At 67.1% G+C, this 24,537-nt stretch carries 18 protein-coding genes; 13 read left to right on the top strand and 5 right to left on the bottom strand.

The window, feature by feature from the left end; all coding sequences use genetic code 11:
- Positions 1-43: 43 nt before the first annotated feature.
- Both zapE and LWW96_RS08530 read left to right on the top strand, forming a co-directional pair.
- Positions 44-1,141: a cell division protein ZapE gene (gene zapE, locus LWW96_RS08535; protein ID WP_291485938.1), complete on the top strand. Its 1,098-nt coding sequence runs from the start codon at positions 44-46 to the stop codon at positions 1,139-1,141.
- Positions 1,138-1,905 (top strand): hypothetical protein, encoded by a 768-nt coding sequence (locus LWW96_RS08530; protein ID WP_291485936.1) that lies wholly within the window; start codon positions 1,138-1,140, stop codon positions 1,903-1,905. The genes zapE and LWW96_RS08530 overlap by 4 nt, the downstream gene beginning before the upstream one ends.
- 139 nt (positions 1,906-2,044) lie before the next feature.
- Here LWW96_RS08530 and LWW96_RS08525 read toward each other — a convergent pair whose 3' ends face one another.
- Positions 2,045-2,851, bottom strand: coding sequence for a protein phosphatase 2C domain-containing protein (locus tag LWW96_RS08525; RefSeq protein ID WP_291485935.1), 807 nt, complete (start codon positions 2,849-2,851; stop codon positions 2,045-2,047).
- Between the two features lie 197 nt (positions 2,852-3,048).
- Here LWW96_RS08525 and LWW96_RS08520 point away from each other — a divergent pair, with 197 nt between their 5' ends.
- Entirely contained in the window at positions 3,049-5,103 is a 2,055-nt protein-coding gene (locus tag LWW96_RS08520; protein WP_291485932.1) for an ATP-dependent DNA helicase, read from the top strand.
- Here LWW96_RS08520 and LWW96_RS08515 read toward each other — a convergent pair.
- The gene (locus LWW96_RS08515) at positions 5,066-5,866 is read right to left on the bottom strand and encodes an outer membrane protein assembly factor BamD (protein ID WP_291485931.1); all 801 of its coding nucleotides are present in this window, start codon (positions 5,864-5,866) and stop codon (positions 5,066-5,068) included. The genes LWW96_RS08520 and LWW96_RS08515 overlap by 38 nt on opposite strands.
- A 193-nt stretch (positions 5,867-6,059) precedes the next feature.
- Between LWW96_RS08515 and dnaE the strand changes: the two genes are divergently transcribed.
- From dnaE to LWW96_RS08495, 4 genes are all read left to right on the top strand, one after another.
- On the top strand, positions 6,060-9,599 hold the full coding sequence (dnaE, locus tag LWW96_RS08510; RefSeq protein ID WP_291485929.1) for a DNA polymerase III subunit alpha: 3,540 nt from the start codon (positions 6,060-6,062) through the stop codon (positions 9,597-9,599).
- A 122-nt stretch (positions 9,600-9,721) separates the two neighbouring features.
- Positions 9,722-10,090: an ATP-dependent Clp protease adapter ClpS gene (gene clpS / locus LWW96_RS08505; protein WP_291485927.1), complete on the top strand. Its 369-nt coding sequence runs from the start codon at positions 9,722-9,724 to the stop codon at positions 10,088-10,090.
- A 59-nt stretch (positions 10,091-10,149) separates the two neighbouring features.
- Entirely contained in the window at positions 10,150-12,501 is a 2,352-nt protein-coding gene (clpA, locus tag LWW96_RS08500; RefSeq protein WP_291485925.1) for an ATP-dependent Clp protease ATP-binding subunit ClpA, read from the top strand.
- Positions 12,502-12,848: 347 nt separating this feature from the next.
- Positions 12,849-13,106, top strand: coding sequence for a DUF2789 domain-containing protein (locus tag LWW96_RS08495; protein ID WP_291485923.1), 258 nt, complete (start codon positions 12,849-12,851; stop codon positions 13,104-13,106).
- 34 nt (positions 13,107-13,140) lie between these two features.
- Here LWW96_RS08495 and LWW96_RS08490 read toward each other — a convergent pair whose 3' ends face one another.
- The gene (locus LWW96_RS08490) at positions 13,141-14,559 is read right to left on the bottom strand and encodes a lytic murein transglycosylase (protein WP_291485921.1); all 1,419 of its coding nucleotides are present in this window, start codon (positions 14,557-14,559) and stop codon (positions 13,141-13,143) included.
- A 208-nt stretch (positions 14,560-14,767) separates the two neighbouring features.
- Between LWW96_RS08490 and sbcB the strand changes: the two genes are divergently transcribed.
- From sbcB to LWW96_RS08475, 3 genes are all read left to right on the top strand, one after another.
- Entirely contained in the window at positions 14,768-16,213 is a 1,446-nt protein-coding gene (gene sbcB / locus LWW96_RS08485) for an exodeoxyribonuclease I (protein ID WP_291485919.1), read from the top strand.
- Between the two features lie 234 nt (positions 16,214-16,447).
- Complete coding sequence (locus LWW96_RS08480) at positions 16,448-17,695, top strand: cystathionine gamma-synthase family protein (RefSeq protein ID WP_291485918.1); 1,248 nt, start codon at positions 16,448-16,450, stop codon at positions 17,693-17,695.
- A 31-nt stretch (positions 17,696-17,726) separates the two neighbouring features.
- Positions 17,727-19,019, top strand: a complete 1,293-nt coding sequence (locus LWW96_RS08475; protein WP_291485916.1) for a serine/threonine-protein kinase — start codon at positions 17,727-17,729, stop codon at positions 19,017-19,019.
- Between the two features lie 131 nt (positions 19,020-19,150).
- On the opposite strand, the gene LWW96_RS08470 is transcribed toward LWW96_RS08475, so the two are convergent.
- Together LWW96_RS08470 and LWW96_RS08465 are read right to left on the bottom strand one after the other, a co-directional pair.
- Entirely contained in the window at positions 19,151-20,380 is a 1,230-nt protein-coding gene (locus LWW96_RS08470; protein WP_291485914.1) for a spore maturation protein, read from the bottom strand.
- 119 nt (positions 20,381-20,499) lie between these two features.
- Positions 20,500-20,697, bottom strand: coding sequence for a hypothetical protein (locus tag LWW96_RS08465; RefSeq protein WP_291485912.1), 198 nt, complete (start codon positions 20,695-20,697; stop codon positions 20,500-20,502).
- Positions 20,698-20,792: 95 nt separating this feature from the next.
- Between LWW96_RS08465 and LWW96_RS08460 the strand changes: the two genes are divergently transcribed.
- The 3 genes from LWW96_RS08460 to LWW96_RS08450 all read left to right on the top strand — a co-directional run bounded on the left by LWW96_RS08460 (position 20,793) and on the right by LWW96_RS08450 (position 24,474).
- The gene (locus LWW96_RS08460; RefSeq protein WP_291485910.1) at positions 20,793-21,632 is read left to right on the top strand and encodes a DUF1566 domain-containing protein; all 840 of its coding nucleotides are present in this window, start codon (positions 20,793-20,795) and stop codon (positions 21,630-21,632) included.
- A 292-nt stretch (positions 21,633-21,924) separates the two neighbouring features.
- Positions 21,925-23,373, top strand: a complete 1,449-nt coding sequence (locus tag LWW96_RS08455; protein ID WP_291485908.1) for an IPTL-CTERM sorting domain-containing protein — start codon at positions 21,925-21,927, stop codon at positions 23,371-23,373.
- Positions 23,374-23,760: 387 nt separating this feature from the next.
- Entirely contained in the window at positions 23,761-24,474 is a 714-nt protein-coding gene (locus LWW96_RS08450; RefSeq protein ID WP_291486007.1) for a YebC/PmpR family DNA-binding transcriptional regulator, read from the top strand.
- Positions 24,475-24,537 lie beyond the last annotated feature (63 nt).

The raw sequence follows: 24,537 nt of genomic DNA, 5'->3' as shown, positions 1-24,537 counted from the left end.
GCGCGAGCAGCTATTGTTTTTATAGCATTGTGGGTGAAGCGCGGTGAACGTCAGACAGGCATATGAAGCAGAGCTGCAGGCCAAGGGGTTTCGCAGCGACCCCGCCCAGCTGCGCGCGGTCGATGCGCTGGAGCGCTGCGCCAACGAATGGGCTGCGTACAAGCACAGCCGTTCCAATGCGCTCAAGAAGCTCATCAACCGCCCGGACGTGCCGCGCGGCGTCTACATGTATGGCGGGGTGGGGCGAGGCAAGAGTTTCCTCATGGAGTGCTTTTTCAACGCCGTGCCGCTGCGGCGCAAGGTGCGCCTGCATTTCCACGAATTCATGCGCGAGGTGCACCGAGAGCTGGCGATCCTGCAAGGCACGGTGAACCCGCTGGATGTGCTGGGCGCGCGCATTGCCAAGCGCTACAAGCTCATCTGCTTCGACGAGTTCCACGTGGCCGATATCACCGATGCCATGATCCTGCACCGGCTGCTGGTGGCGCTGTTTGAGAACGGCGTGGGATTCGTGACCACTTCCAACTTCAAGCCCGACGACCTGTACCCGGGCGGTCTGCACCGCGACCGCATCCTGCCGGCCATTGCGCTGCTGAACGAAAGGCTGGAAGTCATCAATGTCGACAACGGCACCGACTACCGCCGCCGCACGCTGGAGCATGTGAAGCTCTACCACACGCCGCTGGGCCCCGAGGCAGACGCCGAAATGAACCACGCCTTCGACCAGTTGGCCGAGGTGCATGACGAAGACCCGGTGCTGCACATCGAACAGCGCGAAATCCGTGCGCGGCGCAAGGCCGGCGGGGTGGTGTGGTTCGACTTCCGGACACTGTGCGGCGGTCCGCGCTCGCAGAACGACTATCTGGAGATCGCGACGCAGTTCCACACGGTGCTGCTGTCCGACGTACCGTACATGCCGGTGAGCATGGCGTCGCCGGCGCGGCGGTTCACCTGGCTGGTGGATGTGCTCTACGACCGCCGCGTCAAGCTGATTCTGTCCGCGGCCGTGCCGCCCGAACAGCTGTACACGGAAGGTCCGCTGGCGCACGAGTTCCCGCGCACCATCTCGCGGCTCAACGAAATGCAGTCCAAGGAATTCCTGTCGCTGGAACGCCGGACTGTCGATACAGGACTGACATGAACTTGCACACCCGCCTGGGAGCCTGCTGCCTTGCCCTGGCGGCGTGGACGTTGGGGCCGGCCGCCTGGGCACAGCCGCAGCCGCAGCCACAGACGGAGGCGCCAGCGCAGCCGGCGGTGGAAGGCGCGCTGTCGAATGCGCCCGGCACAGACCGCACCGACTCCCCGCGCGGCAAGGCGGAGCACGAGCGTATCCGCCATGAGCGCGAGGCATTGCGCGCGAAGCAGCTGCAGGACGAGGCGGCGTGCTACCAGCGCTTTGCCGTCGAGGACTGCTTGCGCAAGGTGCGCGCGGGCGTGCGCGATGCCGAGTTGCGCCTGCGTGCCCGCGAGATCGAACTCAACGACGCGGAGCGCAAGGAAAAGGCGGCCGAGCGCCGCAAGGCCATTGAAGAGAAGCAGCAGCAGGCTGTTCCGCCGTCTGCCACCGCATCGGCAGACGGTACGGCGCCGTCCGCGGTACTGCGCCACGGTGGCCGGGCTGCGCCGCCGCCGGCGCACTCCGCCGCGGATGCCGTCCAGCGGGATCGGGAGGCTGCCCAGCGCGCCCAGGAACAGCGCACGCGGGTGCAGACGCACGCCCGCGAAACGGCCGCTCGCACAGCCGCGAGCAATGAACGCGCCGCACAGGCGCGCGCGCAGCACGAGCGGGCCTTGCAGGCAGCGCAGGAGCGCCGTGAACGCGTGGAAAAATCGCGCGCGGAGGCGGCGGCCCGGGGGCATGTGCCTGCGGCACCGCTACCGCCGGCGTCCGCCGCGCGTTGAGTCGCCGCGCCCAACCGGGCGCGGGGGGCGCGGGGTCATTGGGGTTGGAAGGCTGTTGCGGCGCGGCGGCTCCGTGCCGGTTACCGCGGGGCTTCTGCCGCCGCAGGCGCACGGTGCGCGCCGCAACCCGGGCGCCGGCTTAGCCGCGGTCTGCGTCGGCGGCGATCAGGCGGGCCACCTTCTTCTCTTCCACCAGCGCCTCAATCTTCACGATCACCAGCGACAGGTTGTCGCCGCCGCCACGGGCACGGGTGCGCGCCTTTTCCACCAGAAACTCGGTGGCCTCGCGGGGAGACAGGGCGTCCACCACCGAACCCAGCTCGGTCGGGGAGAAGTAGTGCCACACGCCATCGCTGCACGCCATCAGCACATCGCCCGGCTGCAGCTGCGGGATCACGTGGGTGGTGATGGGCGGATCGCTCTCGGTGCCCAGGCACCCCACCAGGATGTTGGAGTGCGGGTGGTTGTTGGCTTCGGCCTCCGTGAGTTCCCCACGGTCCACCAGCGCCTGCACGTACGAATGGTCGCTGGTGCGGAACACCATCCGGGCGCCCTGGAAATGGTAGATGCGCGAATCCCCGGCGTGCACCCAGTGGCAGTCGCCGCGCGGGTTGATGAGAAAGGCCGCGATCGTGCTGTGGGGCTCCTGCTCCGCGGAAATGGCGGTGAGGCGGATGACGATGTGGGCCTCCTCCACCATGCTCTTGAGCATGGTGACCGGGTCGTCGGCGTCGGGCGAATACCGCTCGAACAGCTGGCGAGCGGTCATCATGACCTGGTCGGACGCCTTGCGGCCGCCGCTGCGCCCCCCCATGCCATCTGCCACAACGCCCAGCACGCAGCCGTTGTAGCGCGGGTGCGAGATCAAGGCCACCTGGTCTTGCTGGTACTCCCGGTCTCCCTTGTGGATGCCGGTGGACGCGATGAGGCGAAACGCTTTGGTCATGCTGGTGATTGTGGGGCGGGCGCGGGGCCAACGGAGCGCGCGCAAAGGGCCAAGCCTTTATTATCTGCTGGCCTGTCGGCTTTTTGCCATTCCATCGCCCCTGCCTTGACCTTCCGCCCTTGTCCATCCTTTTCTGGCCCGCTTGAAATGCGCTACCGGCCGTGGTCTGCCGGCGTTGCACCGCAAGGGGCCGGCTGATGTCGCTGGTGGCCATGGTGCAGGAGGCGTTTGCGCCCGATGGCGTGCTGGCGCGGGCGGACACGCACTTCCAGCCCCGCGCCGGGCAGACCGAGATGGCCGAGGCGGTGGCGCAGACCATCGAGGCGGGCGGCGTGCTGGTGGTGGAAGCGGGCACGGGCGTGGGCAAGACGTTTTCTTACCTGGTGCCGGCGTTGCTGAGCGCGGAGCGGGTGCTGCTGTCGACGGCCACCAAGGCCTTGCAGGACCAGCTGTTTGCGCGGGACCTGCCACGCCTGGTGCAGACCCTGGGCGTGCCGGTGCGCACGGCACTGCTCAAGGGCCGGGGCAGCTATTTGTGCCTGTACCGCCTGGAGCGGGCGCGCCACGCTGAAGGCGGTGCGGAACCCGCCGTGGCCCGCGTGCTGGCCAAGGTGGAGCAATGGGCGCAGAGTACCCGTTCGGGGGATCTGGCCGAGCTGGCCGGGCTGGACGAGCGATCGCCGGTCATCCCGCTGGTCACGTCGACGCGCGAAAACTGCCTGGGCGCGCAGTGCCCGCGCTTCAAGGAATGCCATGTGCATCTGGCGCGGCGGGAGGCCCTGGCGGCGGACATCGTGGTCGTCAACCACCACTTGTTCTTTGCTGACATGGCCGTGCGCGAATCGGGCATGGCCGAACTGCTGCCCACCGTGCGCGTGGTGGTGTTCGACGAAGCGCACCAGATCAATGAAACCGGCGTGCAATTTCTGGGAGTGGGGCTGTCCACGGGGCAGCTGGCGGACTTCGGCCGCGACCTGCTCGCCAGCGGGCTGCAGCTGGCCCGCGGCCTGGCGGACTGGGCGGGCCTGGCGGGCGGGGTGGACCTGGCGGCCAAAGACCTGCGGCTGGCCGCCGGCGCCGCGCGAGGCAGCGCGCGCCTGCGGTGGACCGGCGAGGCCCCCGAGGGCCTGGAGCCGCAAGCGTGGACCACGGCGCTGCGCCGGACGGCCCTGGCCGTGGCCCAGGCCCAGGAGGCGCTCGATACCGTCAGCGAGATTGCGCCCGACTTCGTGCGTCTGTACGAACGTGCCGGCGACCTGCTGGCGCGCCTGGCCCGGTTTGCCGGGCCCGGCCGCCCCGACGCGGTGCGCTGGCTGGAGGTCGGCCTGCAGCTGCGCCTGGCGGAGTCGCCGCTGGACATTGCAGAGGCTTTGCGCACACGGCTGCTGCAGGCGCCGGACGCCCCCGCCGACGCAGACGGGTGGCCCGCGCAACTCCCGTCGGGGCAGGCGCCGGGCCGGGCCTGGGTCTTCACCTCTGCCACCCTGGGCCATGACGAGCGCCTGACCTGGTTCACCCAGCGGGCCGGGCTCACGGACGCGCAAATCCTGCGCGTGGCCAGCCCGTTCGACTACCCCGCCCAGGCCGCGCTGTATGTGCCCCGCCACCTGCCGTCGCCGGCGGACCCGTCGCACAGTGCCGTGCTGGCGCAATGGGTGGGGGAAGCCGCGCTGCAGTTGGGCGGGCGCACCCTGGTGCTGACGACCACGCTCAAGGCGCTGCGCACCCTGGGCGACCTGCTGAAGGAGCGCCTCGGCGCCCCGGGCCTGCTGGACGTGCTGGTGCAGGGCGAGTGGCCCAAGCGCCACCTCATGGAGCGCTTTCGCGAGGGGGGCGACCAAGGTGGCCGCGGGTGCGTGCTGGTGGCGTCCGCCACCTTCTGGGAGGGGTTTGATGTGCCGGGCGACGCGCTGCAGCTGCTAGTGATCGACAAGCTGCCGTTTCCGCCGCCGGGCGATCCGCTGGTGGAGGCGCGCACGCAGCAGATCGAGCAGTCGGGCGGCAGTGCCTTCAAAGACTACGCCTTGCCCGAAGCCGCCGTGGCGCTCAAGCAGGGCGCGGGGCGGTTGATCCGGCGCGAAACCGACCAGGGCATTCTGGTGGTGGGGGACGTCCGGCTGGTGCGTATGGGGTACGGCAAACGCCTGCTGGCGGCGCTGCCCCCGATGCGGCGCCTGGAGTCTGAAGCCGACTTCCAGGCAGCTCTTCAGGCGCTTACCAGAACTTCCACCACGGATCCGACTTTTCCTTGAAGCCGCCGTGCAGGTAGGCACTCTGGGGGTAGGACGCGTCCATGACGCGGCGCGCGTCGTCGCGCAGCTGGGTCATGCCCAGCGCGTCGTAGGACTGGATCAGGATGTACAGCGCTTCTTCCAATGCGGGCACGCCCTGGTAGTCGGCCAGCGCCACCTGCGCGCGGCTGATGGCCGCGACATAGGCGCCGCGCTGGTAGTAGTACCGCGCCACATGCACTTCGTACTGCGCCAGGGAATTGACGATGTACGTCATGCGCTGGCGGGAATCCTGCGCGTAGCGCGAATCCGGGAAGCGGGTGACAAGTTCGCTGAAGGACTCGAACGAATCCTTGGCGGCCTTCTGGTCGCGCTCGGAGAGGTCCTGGCGCGAGATGAAGGAGAACAGCCCCAGGTTGTCGTTGAAGTTCACCAGGCCCTTCAGGTACAGCGCGTAGTCCAGGGCGGGACTGGCGGGATGCAGCTTCATGAAGCGGTCCAGCGTCGCGATGGCCTGGGCCTTTTCGCCGCCCTTGTATTGCGCGTAGGCCTTGTCGAGCTGAGCCTGCTGCGCCAGCGGCGTGCCGGCGGCACGCCCTTCCAGCTTTTCCAGCAGCGGAACCGCCTTGTCGTAGGCACCGCTGTTGAGTTCGTCCTTGGCCTCCGAATGGATACGGTTGGGGCTCCAGTTGGCCGTTTTGTCTTCGGTGGTGCCGGCGCAGCCAGCCAGCAGACCGGCCGCCAGCAGGGCGGAAACGAGGGGCAATGATGGGGCACGCAGCATCGCAGGCAGCTTTCAGCAAAAAAGGGAAACAGGAGTGCGAGATGACTCCGCACCTGTTCGAAGGCCTGTGCAACAGGGCACGGCAGGCTTCCGGGCGCAAAGGGGCATTGTAGCGGCGGCCTTCGGGTGGCAGGAGGTGCCGGCGTAGCGCCCGACGCCGGCCGGAGGCGCCGGGGTTTCTACAATGCCCGGCATGTTTGTTCACTTGCGCCTGCACACCGAATTTTCCGTCGTGGACGGTACCACCCGCATCGACGAGGTCGCCAAGGCGGCCGCCAAGGACGGGCAGCCCGCCCTGGCCATCACCGATCTCAACAACCTGTTTGGCGGCATCAAGTTCTACAAGGAAGCGCGGGGCAAGGGCGTCAAGCCGATCCTCGGCGCGGAAATCTACCTGGAGCCCGAGGAAGCCGGCGGCACCCCGTCACGCCTGCTGGTCCTGGTGCAGAACCGGCAGGGCTACCTGAACCTGTCGGAACTGCTCGCGCGCGCCTGGACGCGCAATATCGTCAAGAACCTGGCGCTGTGCACCTGGGCGTGGCTGCAGGAGCTGTCCGAAGGGCTGATCGTGCTGGCCGGCGCCCAGGCCGGGCCGGTGGGGCAGGCCTTGCTCAAGGGCGACGAGGCAGGCGCCGCAACGGTGGCCTTGCGCTTGGCGGGCATGTTTCCGCACCGCTTTTACATCGAATTGCAGCGTGCCGGACGCGCTGAAGATGAGAGCCACGTGGTTGCGGCCACCCAGCTGGCGGCGCGCTTGGCCCTGCCGGTGGTGGCCACGCATCCGGTGCAGTTTGCCACCGCCGACGACTACGAGGCCCACGAGGCGCGCGTGTGCATTGCCGAGGGTGAGATCCTGGCCAACCCGCGCCGCGTGCGCAAGTTCACCCGCGACCAGTATTTCAAGTCGTCGGCGGAAATGCAGGCCCTGTTCGCCGATGTGCCGTCGGCCATCGAAAACACGGTCGAAATCGCGCAGCGCTGCAATCTGACGCTGGTGCTGGGCAAACCGCGGCTGCCCGACTTTCCCACGCCCAACGGCATGCCCATTGAAGAGTATTTCCGGGTGGCGTCCTTTGAGGGGCTGGAGGAGCGGCTGGCGCACCTGTTCCCCGACGCAGCGGAGCGTGACAAGCAGCGCCCCCGCTACGTGGAGCGGCTGGAATTCGAGCTGGGCACCATCCTCAAGATGGGGTTCCCGGGCTATTTCCTCATCGTGGGGGACTTCATCCAGTGGGCCAAGACCCACGGCTGCCCGGTGGGGCCGGGCCGGGGCTCCGGCGCGGGCTCGCTGGTGGCGTACGCGCTCAAGATCACCGACCTGGACCCGCTGCAGTACAACCTGCTGTTCGAGCGCTTCCTGAACCCGGAGCGGGTGTCCATGCCCGACTTCGACATCGATTTCTGCCAGAGCAACCGCGACCGCGTTATCGACTATGTGAAGGAGAAATACGGCAAGAACGCCGTGAGCCAGATCGCCACCTTCGGCACCATGGCGGCCAAGGCTGCGATCCGCGACGTTGGCCGCGTCATGGACATGAGCTACACCTTTTGCGACGGCATCTCCAAGCTGGTGCCGGGCAAGCCCGGCATGTCGTACACCCTGGCCTATCCGCCCGAGGTGAAGAAAGAGGGTGACAAGAACAACTACGCGCTGGAGCTGGAGCCCATGCTCTACGAGCGCGTGCAGAAGGAAGAAGACGTTAAGACCATCATCGAGATGGCGCAAAAGCTCGAAGGCATGACGCGCAACATCGGCATGCACGCCGGGGGCGTGCTGATTGCGCCGGGCAAGCTCACCGACTTCTGCCCGCTGTACCAGCAGCCCGGCAGCGAATCGGCCGTGAGCCAGTACGACAAGGACGACGTGGAAGCCATCGGCCTGGTGAAGTTCGACTTTCTGGGGCTGGCCACGCTCACCATCCTGGAGATTGCGCGCGAATTCATCATGAAGCGCCACAAGGGCCAGGAGAACTTCGCGTTCGAGAACATTCCGCTGGACGACGGCCCCACCTACCGGCTGTTCTCCGAGGGAAAGACCGAAGCCGTGTTCCAGTTTGAAAGCCGCGGCATGCAAGGCATGCTGAAAGAGGCGCGCCCGAGCCGGCTGGAGGACCTGATCGCCCTGAACGCGTTGTACCGCCCGGGCCCCATGGACCTGATCCCCAGCTTCGTGAACCGCAAGCACGGCAAGGAGGAGGTGATCTACCCCCACCCGCTGGTGGAGCCGGTGCTCTCCGAGACCTACGGCATCATGGTCTACCAGGAGCAGGTGATGCAGACCGCGCAGGTCCTGGGCGGCTACAGCCTGGGCGGCGCCGACATGCTGCGCCGGGCCATGGGCAAGAAGAAGGCCGAGGAAATGGCCGAGCACCGCGCCATCTTCCGCAAGGGGGCTGCCGAGAAGGGCATCAGCCAGGAGAAGGCCGACGAGGTGTTCGACCTGATGGAGAAGTTCGCGGGCTACGGCTTCAACAAATCGCACGCGGCGGCCTACTCGCTCCTGGCGTACCACACCGGCTGGCTCAAGGTGCACTACACCGCCGAGTTCTACTGCGCGAACATGACGGTGGAAATGGACGACACCGACAAGCTCAAGGTGCTGTACGAAGACGCGGTGAAGCATTTCGGCATGACCTTCGAGCCGCCGGACATCAACCGCGGCAACTACCGCTTCGAGCCAGTGACGGACAAGGTGATCCGTTATGGGCTGGGTGCCATCAAGGGCACCGGCCAACAGGCCATCGAGGCCATGGTGGCGGCGCGCGAGGGGCGGGGCGAGGGGCCGCAGGGTTCCACCAAGGGGCCGTTCAAGAGCCTGTTCGACTTCTGCGTGCGGGTGGACAAGGCCCGCATGAACAAGCGCACCGTGGAGGCCCTGATCAAGGCGGGCGCTTTCGACGCCATCCACCTCAACCGGGCCGCGCTGGTGGCGTCCATCGACCGCGCGTTCGACTTTGCCGCAGCCACGCTGGCCAACGTGAACCAGGGCGGGCTGTTCGACATGATGGGCGAAGACGCCCACGGCTCCAGCACCCAGGAGCCCGATCTGGTGGACGTGCTCCCGTGGGGGATCAAGGAGCGGCTCACCCAGGAGAAGACGGCCATCGGGTTCTACCTGTCCGGCCACCTGTTCGATGAAGTGGCGACCGAGGTGCGGCGCTTCGTGCGCACCTCCATCGATGAGTTGCTCGACAGCCGCGAGCCGCAGGTGCTTGCCGGCATCGTCAGCGACTTCCGGGTGATCAACGGCCAGCGCGGCAAGCTCGGGCTGTTCCGCCTGGACGACAAGTCCGGCGTCATCGAAGCATCCGCGGACGAGGCGCTGCTCAACACCTACCGCAACCAACTCAAGGAGGACGAGTTCATCGTGGTGATGGGCCGGCTGCAGATGGACCATTTCAGCGGCGGTCTGCGGGTCAAGGTGCAGCAGGTGTGGGATCTGGCCGGGGCGCGCTGCCGTTTCGGCAAGTACCTGCACATCGCCGTCCAGGACAAGGGCCCGGACGTGCAGCGGCTGGTCAAGGAATTTCCGCCGCGCCGCGAGGAGGTGGCCGAGGGTGAGCTGGTGCATGGGCTGCGGGTGCGCATGGGGGTGCGCTGCACCGCCGACGACGCTGCGGCCGTGGCAGAACTGCAACTGGGCGAAAGCGCCCGCTTTTACCCCAGCGATGCCGCCCTGGCCGCCTGGACGGCCCAGGCGGGCAGCGGCTCGGCCACGGTGGTGTACGAGTGACGCGGCCCTGGTGCGGCCCCTGGCGAGGACGCTGATTCGCCCGCACAGCAGGCCGGCGACTTGAATAAATGCCGATCGACGCCAGTTTTCTTCCTCGGCAGCACGCTGCGCGGATCGCTAGAATGATTTTCATGGCAACAAAACCACCTTCGCCCCCCACCGCGCTGCCCGTGACCCGGCCCGCGCAGGATGACGGCGGTTCGGTCGTGCTCGAAAGGCGCACCCGGAAGACCCAGCCGCCGCAGATGTACCAGGTGGTCATGCTCAACGACGACTACACGCCCATGGAGTTCGTCATCGTGGTGCTGCAGGAGTTTTTCAGCAAGGACCGCGAAACCGCCACCCAGATCATGTTGAAGATCCACCTGGACGGCAAAGGCGTGTGCGGGGTGTATTCCCGCGACGTGGCCGCCACCAAGGTGGAGCAGGTGCTTGACGCCGCCGTCAAGGCGGGCCACCCACTGCAATGTGTCAGTGAGCCTGTTGAATAACAGGTCTTTGATCCCGATCTAGAGTTATCCCTTCCACGCAAGCACAAAGGAGTTCTCAAATGATTGCCCAGGAACTGGAAGTCAGCTTGCACATGGCCTTTGTTGAGGCCCGTCAGCAGCGCCACGAGTTCATCACCGTGGAGCATCTGTTGCTTGCATTGCTCGATAACCCCAGCGCAGCGGAGGTGCTGCGCGCATGTTCGGCCAATATCGATGATCTGCGTTCATCGCTGTCGAACTTCATCAAGGACAACACCCCCCAGGTCGCTGGAACCGACGAGGTGGACACGCAACCCACGCTGGGCTTCCAGCGGGTGATCCAGCGCGCCATCATGCACGTGCAGTCCACGGGCAATGGCAAGAAGGAAGTGACCGGCGCCAACGTGCTGGTGGCCATCTTTGGCGAGAAGGATTCGCATGCCGTGTACTACCTGCACCAGCAGGGCGTCACGCGCCTGGACGTGGTCAACTTCATTGCCCATGGCATCAAGAAAGGTGAGCCGCCGGAGCCCGCCAAGGCTGAAGGCCAGGCGGAAGGCGAAGAGGGTGGCGGCGGCGGCGAGCGCAGCGAAAAGGCCTCCCCGCTGGAGCAGTTCACCCAGAACCTCAACCAGGCCGCCAAGGACGGCAAGATCGACCCGCTCATCGGCCGCCACTACGAGGTCGAGCGCACGATCCAGATCCTGTGCCGCCGCCGCAAGAACAACCCGCTGCTGGTGGGTGAGGCGGGCGTGGGCAAGACCGCGATTGCCGAAGGCCTGGCCTGGCGCATCACCCAGAACGACGTGCCCGAGATCCTGGCCGAGGCCACGGTGTACTCGCTGGACATGGGCGCGCTGCTGGCGGGCACCAAGTACCGCGGCGATTTCGAGCAGCGCCTCAAGGGCGTGCTCAAGTCGCTCAAGGACAAGCCCAACGCCATCCTGTTCATTGACGAGATCCACACGCTGATCGGTGCGGGCGCCGCGTCGGGCGGCACGCTCGATGCATCCAACCTGCTCAAGCCGGCGCTGTCCAGCGGCCAGCTCAAGTGCATTGGCGCGACCACGTTCACGGAATACCGCGGCATCTTCGAGAAGGATGCGGCCCTGTCGCGCCGTTTCCAGAAGGTGGACGTGGTCGAGCCCAGCGTAGCCGAGACCGTGGACATCTTGAAGGGCCTCAAGAGCCGCTTCGAGGAGCACCACAGCGTGAAGTACGCCGCGGCCGCGCTGCAGGCCGCTGCCGAGCTGAGCGCCAAGTACATCAACGACCGCCACCTGCCCGACAAGGCCATCGACGTGATCGATGAGGCGGGTGCTGCCCAGCGCATCCTGGTGCCCAGCAAGCGCAAGAAGACCATCGGCAAGGCCGAGATCGAGGAGATCGTGGCCAAGATCGCGCGCATTCCGCCCGCGAACGTGTCCAACGACGACCGCGGCAAGCTGCAGACGCTGGAGCGCGACCTCAAGAGCGTGGTGTTCGGCCAGGACAAGGCGCTGGAGGTGCTGGCCTCGGCCGTCAAGATGGCGCGGTCCGGCCTGGGCAAGGGCGACAAGCCCATCGGCTCGTTCCTGTTCAGCGGCCCCACGGGCGTGGGCAAGACCGAGGCGGCCAAGCAGCTGGCGTTCATCCTGGGCATTGAGCTGATCCGCTTCGACATGTCCGAGTACATGGAGCGCCACGCCGTGAGCCGCCTGATCGGTGCGCCCCCGGGCTACGTGGGCTTTGACCAGGGTGGCCTGCTGACCGAGGCCATCACCAAGAAGCCGCACGCGGTGCTGCTGCTCGACGAAATCGAGAAGGCGCACCCGGACATCTTCAACGTGCTGCTGCAGGTCATGGACCACGGCACGCTGACGGACAACAACGGGCGCAAGGCCGACTTCCGCAACGTCATCATCATCATGACGACGAACGCGGGCGCCGAGACCATGAACAAGGCCACGATCGGCTTCACCAACCCGCGGCAGGCGGGCGACGAGATGGGCGACATCAAGCGCCTGTTCACGCCCGAGTTCCGCAACCGGCTGGACGCCATCGTGAACTTCAAGGCGCTCGACGAGCAGATCATCCTGCGCGTGGTGGACAAGTTCCTGCTGCAGCTGGAGACGCAACTGGCCGAGAAGAAGGTGGAAGTCACCTTTACCGACACGCTGCGCAAGCACCTGGCGAAGAAGGGCTTCGATCCGCTGATGGGCGCGCGCCCGATGCAGCGCCTGATCCAGGACACCATCCGCCGTGCGCTGGCCGACGAGCTGCTGTTCGGCCGCCTGACCGAGGGTGGCCGCCTGACGGTGGACATCGAGGTGAAGAAGGACGACAAGGGGGTGGAAACGCCCGAGGTGCTGCTGGACATCCAGCCGCTGCCGAAGAAGGACCGGGCCGCCAAGTCCGAGCCTGCAGAGCCGGAAGAAGCCACGGCGGATTGAACCCGCGGGCGGCATGCCCCCCAGGCAAGAGGCCTGGCGGTGTTGCCAGCCAGGGCGCCGGTCCCAAAAGCCAGCCATCCCAAGATGGCTGGCTTTTTTTGCGCTGGGCTTTCTGTGGGAGTCCGCCGCGCAGCGGCGCACGCGGCTGTCAGCCAATGCCCCGACTGCAGGCCGGAGCCCGGCGCGATATGCCCTGCGGCGAACGCGCAACTTGCGGCAAAAGTGCCTTGCGGAGGCTATTGGCCCGGGTTTGCCGTGTGCAAGCTGGTATGTTTCCGGCACCGGCCCTGCAGGCATTTGCGCTTGCCGTGGCCCCTCCCTACATTTCGTTCCAAGGAGCTTCTGCCATGATCACCGTGGACCCCACCATGACCAATCTCTTCCTGCAACTGGGCCTGGATGCCAGCGAGCAGGGCATTGCGCAGTTCATCAAGAGCCACCAGCTGCCCACGGAAGTGGCGCTGGGGGACGCGCCCTACTGGTCTGACGCCCAGCGCACGTTCCTGGTCGAACAGCTCAAGGCCGACGCGCCCTGGGCCATGGTGGTGGACCAGTTCAGCGAAGCGCTGCATTCCGACGCCGAGCACGGCGGCGCGCGGGGGTAAGCGGTCCCTGCGTCAACAAAGGACGAGGGCGCCGTCAGCGGACTAGCGGCGCGGGCGGTTCTGCAGGCAGCGCGGCGGCCGGCGTGCCCCGCAGCCGGGCCAGCAGCTCCGCCGTTGGATAGCCGTCGGCGGGGAGCCCCTCGCTTTGTTGGTAACGCCGCAGGCCGGCACGCGTGGCCGGGCCGAGCACGCCGTCGGGAGCGCCGGTGTCGAACCCGCGGGCGTTCAAGGCGGCTTGCAACTCCCTGATTTGCGCGGTGGACAGCGCCGGTAGATCCCGCGGCCAGGCGCCGACGATGGGCGCGCCGCCTTCGATCTGCTGCGCCAGCTGCGCCACGCCCAGCGCGTAGGTCACGGCGTTGTTGTAGCGCAGCAGGGTGCGGAAGTTGTGCCCCACCAGAAATGCGGGGCCGCGGACGCCGGCCGGCGTCAGGATGGAGGCGCCGTCCAGTGCCGGCAGGGCGCCGCTACCGACGGGCTGCACCCCTTGCGCCGCCCATTGTTCGGGGCTTTGCCGCACAGTGAGTTCGGTCCGCGCGTAGTCGAAATCGGCGGGCAGGCGGACTTCGGTGCCCCAGGGTTCGCCCTTGCGCCAGCCTTCGCCTGCCAGAAACGCCGCGGTCGATGCCGCCACGTCGGGCACGCTGCCCCAGATGTCCCGGTGCCCGTCGCCGTCACCGTCCACCGCGTGCCGCAGGAAGACCGAGGGCAGAAACTGCGTGTGCCCCATGGCGCCAGCCCACGAGCCCATCATCCGGTCGGCCGCGATGTCGCCCTGGTCAATGATGCGCAGCGCGGCCAGCAGCTCGCTTTGTGCCCAGGCGCGGCGCCGGCCTTCGTAAGCCAGCGTGGCCAGTGCGTCCACCGTGCGGAACGAGCCAAAGTTCTGTCCGTAGTTGCTTTCCATGCCCCAGATGGCGGTAATGATCGCCGCGGGCACCCCGTAGCGGTCTGACGCAGCCTGCAGCGTGGCCGCATGCTCGGCCAATTTGGCGCGGCCTTGCGCCACCCGCTGCGGCGAGACGGCACTGTCCAGATAGGCCCAGGGGGTGCGGGTGAATTCGGGCTGGGCGCGATCCAGCTCGACCACGCGGGGCTGCCACTGGGCACGGCCGAGCACGCCGCGCACGGTGTCCGGGCGGATGCCCGCCTGCAGCGCCTGGGCCTGGAAGGCCTCCTTCCAGCGGTCGAAACCCTGCCGGTGCGCAGCGGTTTGCGGTGGCTCGGCAAGTTCCGCAGCGGGGGGCGTGGCGGTGGCCGGGTGTTCTGCCTGGGGAGCCGGCGCCGGCAGCGGGGCCCGCGCGGCGGGCGCAACGGTGGGAGGCGGCGTGGCGCAGCCGGCCAGGGCCAGCGCGGCGGCCCATGGGAGGATGCGGCGGCGGAATGCGGCCGGGGTCAGGGCCGGGGTCAGGGCCGGAGTCAGGGCCGGAGTCAGGGCAGGGAGGCAAAACATGCCCGATTGTCCCGCGCCAGCGCGCTGGCGCCGGCGCGCAGGTGTATCACGGCGTGAACAATGCGCGGCCTGCGCGAGGCCACTCCTTTTTTGATAGCTGCTTGCGCTTGCCATGCAAGCGCTGGAGGCCAAAAGTGCTTCAAATGGGGTACCATTTGCCCGCTTGGTTCTGCCCAGCCGGCCTGGCTGGGCTTTTCTTCTTTTGCCCATGCCCGCCCACACCTTCCTCTGGCACGACTACGAGACTTTTGGCGCCAACCCGCGCCGCGACCGGCCCGCGCAGTTCGCTGCCATCCGCACGGATGCCGAGCTCAACGAGATCGGCGAGCCGCTGATGCTCTATTGCCAGCCGGCCAACGACTATCTGCCCGACCCGCAGTCCTGCCTCATCACCGGCATCACGCCCCAGCTGTGCCTGGAGCAGGGCGTGCCCGAGCACCAGTTCGCGGCGCGCATCGAGGCGGAGTTTGCCCAGCCCGGCACCATCGGCGTGGGCTACAACACCATCCGCTTTGATGACGAGGTCACGCGCTTCCTGTTCTGGCGCAACCTCATTGACCCGTATGCGCGCGAGTGGCAGAACCAGTGCGGCCGCTGGGACCTGCTGGATGTGGTGCGCATGACGTACGCGCTGCGGCCCGACGGCATCCAGTGGCCCCGGAAGGAAGACGGCGCACCCAGCTTCAAGCTGGAGCACCTGTCCAAGGTCAACGGCCTGCTGCACGAGGCCGCGCACGATGCGCTGTCCGACGTGCGCGCCACCATCGCGCTGGCCCGGCTGATCCGCCAGCTCCACCCCAAGCTGTTCGACTTTGCGCTGTCGCTGCACAAGAAGGACCGTGTGGCCGCCGAGCTGCGCCTGCCGGCCACGGCCGCCAGTGCGCGCGCCTTCCTGCACGTTTCGGGCATGTTCCCGGCCGAGCGCGGCTGCCTGGCCGTGATGTGGCCGCTGGCCAGCCACCCCACCAACAAGAACGAACTCATCGCGTGGGACCTGGCCCAGGACCCCGCGCCGCTGGCGACGATGGGCGTGGACGAGATCCGCCTGCGCATGTTCACCCGGGCCGATGCGCTGCCCGAGGGCACCACGCGCCTGCCCATCAAGACCATCCACCTCAACAAGTCGCCCATGGTGGTGGGCAACGTGAACACGCTCACGCCCGCCCTGGCGCAGCGCTGGGGCATCGACCTGGCGCAGGCGGCGCAACATGCCGAAGTAGCCCGCTCGCTGCCGGACATGAGCGGCATCTGGCCCACCGTGTTTGCCCGGCCTGCCGAGCCGGCACCTGACGTGGACCAGGACTTGTACGGCGGCTTCGTGGGCAACAACGACCGCCGCCGGCTGAACGACCTGCGTGGCCTGGGCGGCGAGCCGCTGGCCAAGGCGCGCGCGGCGTTTGACGACCCGCGGCTGGACGAGCTGCTGTGGCGCTACCGGGCACGCAACTTCCCGGCCACGCTCTCGCTCGAGGAGCGGGAGCGCTGGGAAGCACACCGCGCCGCCTGCCTTTTCGACGGGCAGGGCGGGGCGCGGACCGTGGAGCAGCTGTTCACCGAAATCGATGAACTCTCGGAGACCGCCGACGACGAGCGCACGCAGGACATTCTGGGCGCCTTGTACGATTACGCCGAACACATTGCACCGGAACGGTAGCCCCCCTAACACCAGTCAGCATTCAAAAAAGATTGATATCCGTTCACGCTGAGCTTGTCGAAGCGCTGCGCAAGGCTTCGACAAGCTCAGCCCGAACGGTTTTAATGGATCGAACGTGAATCCGCATGAGGGGCTGCACGCCTTTCTCTGACGCGCGGCGGTGGCATCGGGGCGCGTCAGTGCTGATTGCCACGCTTTGCACGCCGACCCGCCGAAAAACAGCCGCAGATTTTTATGACGACACCGCAGAACCCCCGCTTCACCACCCAGATCGTTCACGCCGACCGCCGGGGCGGCGCCGAGCAGGGGGCCATCCACCAGCCCATCCACACCTCGGTGCAGTACGGCTACGACAAGGTCGAGGACCTGATCGCCGTCTTCCAGGGCACCGCCAAGGGCGGCTTCAACTATGCGCGGCAGGGCACGCCGACCACGGCGGCGCTCGAGTCCATGGTCACGCAGATGGAAAACGGCCGGGGCACCATCGTCTTTGCCACCGGCATGGCGGGCATCTGCGCCATCTTCCTCACGCTGCTGAAGGCCGGCGACCACCTGGTGGCCAGCCAGTTCGTGTTCGGCAACACCAACAGCGTGTTTGGCACGCTGGCCGACCTGGGCATTGAAGTGACCCTGGTGGACGTGACCGACGCCGCCAACGTGGCCGCCGCACTGCGCCCCCACACGCGCATGGTGTTTGTGGAGACCATCGCCAATCCCGGCACGCAGATCCCGGACCTGCAGGGCATCGGGGCGGTGTGCCAGGAGCACGGCCTGCTCTACGTGGTGGACAACACCGTGGCGTCGCCGTACCTGTTCCGTGCCGAAAGCGTGGGCGCCGGCCTGGTGCTCAACTCGCTGACCAAAAGCATCGGCGGGCAGGGCGCAGCGCTGGGCGGCGCGGTCACCGACACCGGGCGCTACGACTGGAGCCGCTACCCGAACATTTTCGCCGCCTACCGCAAGGGCGACCCCAAGGGCTGGGGCCTGCAGCAGCTGCGCAAGAAGGGGTTGCGCGACATGGGGGCCACCTTGTCGTCCCAGGCGGCGCACCAGCTGGCGCTGGGCGCCGAGACGCTGGCGCTGCGCATGGACCGCACCAGCGCCACCGCGCTGGCGCTGGCGCAATGGCTGGAGCAGCACCCGGCCGTCTCGCGCGTGCTCTACCCCATGCTGCCATCGCACCCGCAGCATGCCTTCGCGCAAAAGCACCTGAAGGCGGGCTCCTGGCTGCTGTCGTTTGAGCTGCGCGACCCGGGCCAATGCCTGGCCGTGTGCAACCGGCTGCAACTGCCCATCAAGGCGACAGGGCTGGCGGACACCCGCACCCTCATCATCCCCGTGGCGCACACCATCTTCTGGGAAGCCGGCCCGCAAGTGCGTGCCGCCATGGGCATCGCCGACGGGATGATCCGCCTGTCGGTCGGGCTGGAAGAGCCCGAGGACCTGCTCGCCGACTTCGCGCAGGCCCTGCAGGGCGCCTGAGCGCCCGCGACACCACCGCAGCAGCCCGGCCATGGCCACCGCCACCTCTGCACCGCCCGCCAGCATCGGCAAGTACCGCATCGAGCGCGAGCTGGGGCGGGGCGCCAGCGGCATCGTGTACCTGGGGCTGGACGGTTTCCGGGGGCGCAAGGTGGCCATCAAGCAGACCCACGCCCACCTGCTGCGCCAGCCCGAGCAGGCCCAGCGCTACCGCAAGCTGCTGCGCAACGAGGCCGCCCTGTCGGGGCGCCTGCGCCATCCCAACATCGTGCGGCTGCTGGACGCCGACGAAGAAGCCCTGCCGCCCTACCTGGTGCTGGAATACGTGGACGGGCGGCCGCTCTCGGCCTATGCCACGCCCGACACGCTGTTGCCCGTGTCCCAGGTACTGGACATTGCGTTCAAGTGCTGCAACGCCCTGGAATACGCCTGCCGCGAAGGGCTGGTGCACCGGGACATCAAACCTGCCAACCTGATGCTGACGCAGGCGGGCGAGCTCAAGCTGACCGACTTCGGCGCGGCGCTGTCGCTGCGCAGCGATGCCACCCAGCTCTCGGGCCTGGTGGGGTCGCCCTCGTACATGTCGCCCGAGCAGGTGCGCGAGCAGGACCTCACCCACCACAGCGACATGTTTTCGCTGGGCGTGGTGGTGTACGAACTGCTCACGGGCCGGCGCCCGTTTGAGGGCGAGACCGACTTCGCCACGCTGTACAAGATCAGCCACGACGCCCCCACGCCTCCCAGCCTGCTGCGCGCCTCGCTGCCCGAAGCGGTGGACGCCGTGCTGCTGCGGGCGCTGGCCAAGCAGCCGGCCGATCGGTTTGCCACCTGGGACGCCTTTGCCCAGGCGCTGCTGTCGGCGCACCGCGGCCTGCCCCGCCAGAAATCGCAGGACACGGAAGCCGAGCGATTCGCCCGCCTGCGGGCGCTGCCGTTCTTTGCAGGCTTCCACGACGTGGCGCTGTGGGAACTGATGCGCCTGGGCCACTGGCGCCGGCTGGAGCAAGGCACGGTGCTCATGCGCGAGGACCGGCCCGGGGATTCGTTTTGCATCCTCATCGAGGGGCAGGTTGCGGTCAGCCGCCAGGGGCGCCTGCTGAGCACCCTGGGCCCCGGCGTCACGCTGGGCGAAATGACCTACCTGCGCCCCGAGCGCCGCGTGCGCACCGCGACGGCGGTGGCCGATTCCGAGGTGCTGGTGCTCAAGGTGCGCAACCCCGCGTTGCGCGGCGCCTCGGACGATCTGCAGTCCTGCTTTGACAAGGCCTTCATCAAGCTGCTGGTGGGGCGGCTGATCGCGGCCAACGAGCAGTTGGCGGAGTAGCGCCGCTCCGGCGGCGTCCCAGCGCAGCGTGGGTGCTATCCCAGCGCGGCGCGGAAATTTGCTGCAAATAGGATAGCTGGCCGCGCTTTTCTGGCAAGCGCTAGAGCCTGTTTTGGCTGCATTTTTATCCGCTAACCGAAGAACGCGTAGCACGCCACGATCGCCGCCACCACGCCCGCCAGCTCTGCCAGCAGCGCGCAGCCGATGGCGTGTCGCGCCCGCTGGATGCCCACTGCGCCGAAGTACACCGCCAGCACGTAGAAGGTGGTTTCCGTGCTGCCCTGCACGGTGGCCGCCGCCAGCGCGGCAAAGCTGTCCACGCCCTGGGACTGCATGGTCTCGATCAGCATGGCGCGCGCTGCACTGCCTGAAAACGGCTTGACCAGCGCGGTCGGCAGGGCATCCACAAAACGCGCGTCGATGCCCCCGGCCTCCACGCACCAGCGGATGCCGTCCAGCACGTAGCCCAGCGCCCCCGAGGCGCGGAACACGCCCACGGCGCTGAGCATGGCCACCAGGTAGGGCAGCAGGCCCTTGGCCACGTCAAAGCCCTCGCGGGCGCCGTCGATGAAGGCCTCGTACACCGGCACCTTGCGCCACGCCCCCACGGCAACGAACAGCACGACCAGCGCAAACAGCGTGAGGTTGCCCAGGAGCGAGGACAGCGAGGCCAGGGCCGCGGCGCTGAGGGAGGAGAGCAGGGCCATGAAGGCCCCCAGCAGCAGGGCCACGGGCAGCAGGTAGGCCAGCACCACCGGCCGCCACAGCGGCAGGCGCTGCACCACCGCCACGCTCAACAGCCCCACGAGCGTGGACGCCGAGGTGGCCAGCAGGATGGGCAGGAACACCAGCGTGGGGTCGGCCGCGCCCTGCTGCAGGCGGTACATGAAGATAGTGACCGGCAGCAGCGTGAGCGACGAGGCGTTGAGCACCAGGAACAAAATCTGCGCATTGGTGGCGGTGCCGGGCTCGGGGTTCAGCTCCTGCAGCGCCCGCATGGCCTTCAGGCCAATGGGCGTGGCCGCGTTGTCCAGGCCCAGGGCGTTGGCGGCAAAGTTCATCGTCATCAGGCCCAGGGCCGGGTGGCCGCTGGGCACGCCCGGCATCAGGTGGCGAAACAGCGGGGCCAGCCAGCGGGCCAGGGCGTCCACGATGCCGGCCCGCTCGGCAATGCGCAGGAAGCCCAGCCACAGCGTGAGCGTGCCAAACAGCAGCACCATCACCTCCACCGACAGCTTCGCCATCTGGAACAGCGCCTGCACCATGGCGGCGAAGATCTCGCCATGGCCGCCCACCAGCCACTGAACAAGCGCGGCGACGGCCGCCGTCAGGAAAAAGCCCAGCCACAAAGTATTGAGCATCAAGGTACCGGTCGAAAAGCATCCCGTGAATTGACCCATGAGGTGGGTCGAAAAGCACAGGGAAGAGGACGCATTATCCCGCCGAGATGAATTGCCCCGCGGCCCTGCGGGCGCCTGATTCAAATAGCAGGCGTGTGGCAGTAATCACCCGGATTTGGCGGCGTCACCACCTTGGCAATAGTTTGACAATAAATGACGATCGCCATCAAAAATCGGCGGCGTTCATCAGGAAAATCATGCCCATCGAGCTGATTTTTTATCCATTCATGGCACGCCTTGCTTGTCTTGCCATGGGGTAGCGCTCGTGCTTGCGCCATCTTTTTCGCCCCGTTTTTCCGCACCCCAGCCGCCCTACATTGTTTAGCGTCAGGTGGTTTGTGTCGGGCGGTATTTACTGATTGGAGTCCTGTCCATGCACCACCTGCCTGCCTTTGCACGCCTGCAAACCCCTGTGTTTGCACACCTGCAAATCGTGCGCCCCTTGATGGTTTTGACCCTTGCGGGCCTGTGCGGCGCCAATGCCGTGCATGCGGCCCCCTCCGGCTTGCTCAACGACACCGGCCAAACCCAGTGCGCCAATGCTGCTGACACGCTGGTCGCCTGCGATGCCGCCACCACTGGCGACACCGGCGAACGCCCCCGCCAAGACGGCCGCTTTGGCCGTGACGCGGCCAACCCCGCCAAAGTGGGCGGTGGTCCGGCGGGATTTGACTTCACCCCCCTGGATGCCAGTGGCAATGCCATCGCACTCACCGGCTCGCCCGCTGTGCCCGCATCCACTCCTGCGTGCATTCACGACAACGTCACCAACCTGGACTGGGAAGTGAAGACCGATACCCCCGGTTTGCACTACATATTCGACACCTACAGCTGGCACAACAGCAACCCCGCCACCAATGGCGGTGATGCTGGGGCAGCCAACGGGGGGACTTGCTATACCAGCGGGCACTGCGATACAGAAAATTTTGCGGCTGATGTCAATGCGGCCACACTTTGCGGCACCAGCAACCCCAACCCCTGGCGCCTGCCCACCCGGCGGGAGTTGTTGTCCATCGTGCACAACGGCTTGTCTGCCGCCCCTGCGGTCGATGTGGCGTATTTCCCAAACACCCTGCTTAGTGCGTACTTGTCTAGCGACACCTATGCGTCTTTCCCAAGTCTCGCGTGGGTCGTCATCTTCAACGCCGGCGCTTCCACCGCCGGAGTCAAGAGTTCCCCAGTGGGTGCTCGCCTTGTGCGAAGTGGACCTTGATTTGTTTTTTGACGGCATTGCGCGCGCCGCCGCCATGGCCCGTTACCGCCAGCGGCCCGTCTGGAAGCCGCCGTCGATTTGGCGCTGCACATGGAGCGCGCCGTGCGGCGCTTTCGTGCCAGCGCCTCAGGAGCCAGGCCCTCAGCCACCAGGGGGTTGGCCAAACGGGCCATTGCAGAACCGGCTTCCAGCAGCGCAGGCATGACCACGATGGGGATGGCTCGCACCCGTGAACGGTTTCCTTCGTGCCCCACGTTATTGCCTTGAACCGCCTTCAATCACCGCCTTCACCATGACCAGAAAGCCCACCATGGCCACCGCCTTTACATACCCCCTTGTTCCCCACGCCCTGCGCCGCTGGGTTACGACCTCGCTGGTGCTGGCAGGCACGCTGCTGGCCTGGCCTGCCTGGAGCGCCCACACCGTCAGCGGCGGCATCGTCACTGACACCGTCACCGGGCTGGCCTGGGACCAATGTGTGCTGGGCTTGGGCACCACCGCCACGGCGTGCGACACCGGCGCGGCGCAAACTTACACCTGGCCCGATGCCCTGACGGCCGCGGTGACGGCCAACAACGCCAATTACAAGGGCTACAACGACTGGCGCTTGCCCAACAAGAATGAGCTGGAATCCATTGTCAAACTTGACACCAATGCCATCGGACAGGGTGCCATTGACGGCGCGGCGTTTCCTAACACGCCCATTACTGGGGACTCTGGCGCGAGTGGCTTCGCCTGGACATCCACGGCCTATGCGGCTATCCCGGGTTACGCGTGGATCGTCGCCTTCTCCAACGGCTCAGTCTTTCCTGACTTCAGGGGCTCCACCAACTATGTGCGCCTCGTGCGAAGCGGGCAGCCTTTGGCGCCTATTGACACGTTGGGCAGCTACACCATTGGCGGCACGGTCACAGGCCTCACCGGCAGCGTGGTGCTGCAAAACAATGCGGGTGATGACCTGAGCGTTGGCGCCAACGGTGTCTTCACGTTCGGCACCGCCATCCCTGCCGGCGGCGCCTACGCCGTCTCGATCAAAACTCAGCCCGCCGGCCAAACCTGCACCGTGAGCAGCGGCAGCGGCACGGCCAGCGCCAACGTGACCGATGTGGCGGTGAATTGCACGGCCGTTGTGACGGGCAGTTACACCATTGGCGGCACGGTCACGGGCCTGACCGGTAGCGTGGTGCTGCAAAACAATGCGGGTGATGACCTGAGCGTTGGCGCCAACGGTGTCTTCACCTTCGGCACCGCCATGCCTGCCGGTGGCACGTACGCCGTTACGGTCAAAACCCAGCCCGCCGGCCAAACCTGCACGGTGAGCCGCAGCAGCGGTACGGCCAACGCCAACGTGACCGATGTGGCGGTGAGCTGCGCGGCTGGTGTGACGGGCAGCTACACCATTGGGGGCACGGTCACGGGTCTGACCGGCAGCGTGGTGCTGCAAAACAATGCGGGTGATGACCTGAGCGTTGGCGCCAACGGTGCCTTCACCTTCGGCTCCGCCATCCCTGCCGGTGGCACGTACGCCGTCTCAGTCAAAAGCCAGCCCGCTGGCCAAACCTGCACGGTGAGCCGCGGCAGCGGCGCAGCCACCGCTAACGTGACCGACGTGACGGTGAGCTGCACAGCCACCGCCACGGCCGGTGTGACCGCCGTGCCCACACTTTCCGAGTGGGCCATGCTGCTGCTGGTGGGGCTGCTGGCAGGCATTGGCCTGGCCACCCAGCGCAAGCGCGGGTGAGGCCCAACGGGCTCGCACACGGCACGAGGCCCTGCGGGGCCGCCGCCCAGCCTGGCAGCACTGTGCTGCCAGGTTTTTTTCTTTGGCCGGGTGAAATGCGCCCGCGCTTCAGGCGCATGCCTTGTAGGACAAGGCTCACAGCAGGCGCCCGGCAGGCCATGGATAGCGACCGATGGCCACGCATGGCTCCGGTGGTACCCTTGAGGGTTCGGCCGCTGGCGTAGCCCCTTTGGGGGCCAGGTTTGGCGGCGACACGGAAGCTTTTGCACCCCGCAGGGCCCTTGCGCGCCTGTGCGCCCAAGACGAGAGCGGGGCCGTGCAGAGGGTTTCGTGCAATACACCGACCGGCGCCAAGCGCGCCACAACACCAACGAAGAGAGAACCAACATGGGTGCGCAGTGGAAAGCAAAAGGCAAGGCCCTGGTGGCCGATGCCAAGGGCAAGCTGTTTGGCAAGCTGGTCAAGGAAATCACCGTGGCCGCACGCGGCGGCGCCGACCCGGCCACCAACGCGCGCCTGCGTCTGGTGGTGGAGCAGGCCCGCAAGGTCTCCATGCCCAAGGACACGCTGGAGCGCGCCATCAAGAAGGGCTCCGGCACTGGCGCCGACGCCGTGAACTATGAGCGCGTGATCTACGAAGGCTTTGCGCCGCACCAGGTGGCGGTGATGGTCGAATGCCTGACCGACAACGTGAACCGCACCGCGCCCGAGATGCGCGTGCTGTTCCGCAAGGGGCAGCTGGGCACGTCGGGCTCGGTGGCGTGGGACTTCAACCACGTCGGCATGATCGAAGCCGAGCCGGCCACGCCGGGTGCCGACCCGGAGCTGGCCGCCATTGAGGCCGGCGCGCAGGACTTCGAAGCCGGTGACGAAGAGGGCACCACCATGTTCTGGACCGACCCGACCGACCTGGACCTGGTCAGCCGCGCATTGCCGGCCCAGGGCTTCACGGTGCTCACAGCCAAGCTGGGCTACAAGCCCAAGAACCCCGTGAATCCCGCCAACCTGACGGCCGAGCAGCTGGAAGAGGTGGAGAGCTTCCTGGCCGCCATCGACGCCAACGACGACGTGCAGAACGTCTTTGTGAGCCTGGCCGGCTGATCGCCAGAGATCGCCGCCCGGGCGGCCGCGCGACCCACCTCGCGCAGCGCCGGCTCTTGTTTT

Source organism: Acidovorax sp. (assembly GCF_021287135.1).
Lineage (GTDB): Bacteria > Pseudomonadota > Gammaproteobacteria > Burkholderiales > Burkholderiaceae_C > Acidovorax.
This window is presented reverse-complemented; position numbering and strand designations above follow the sequence as displayed.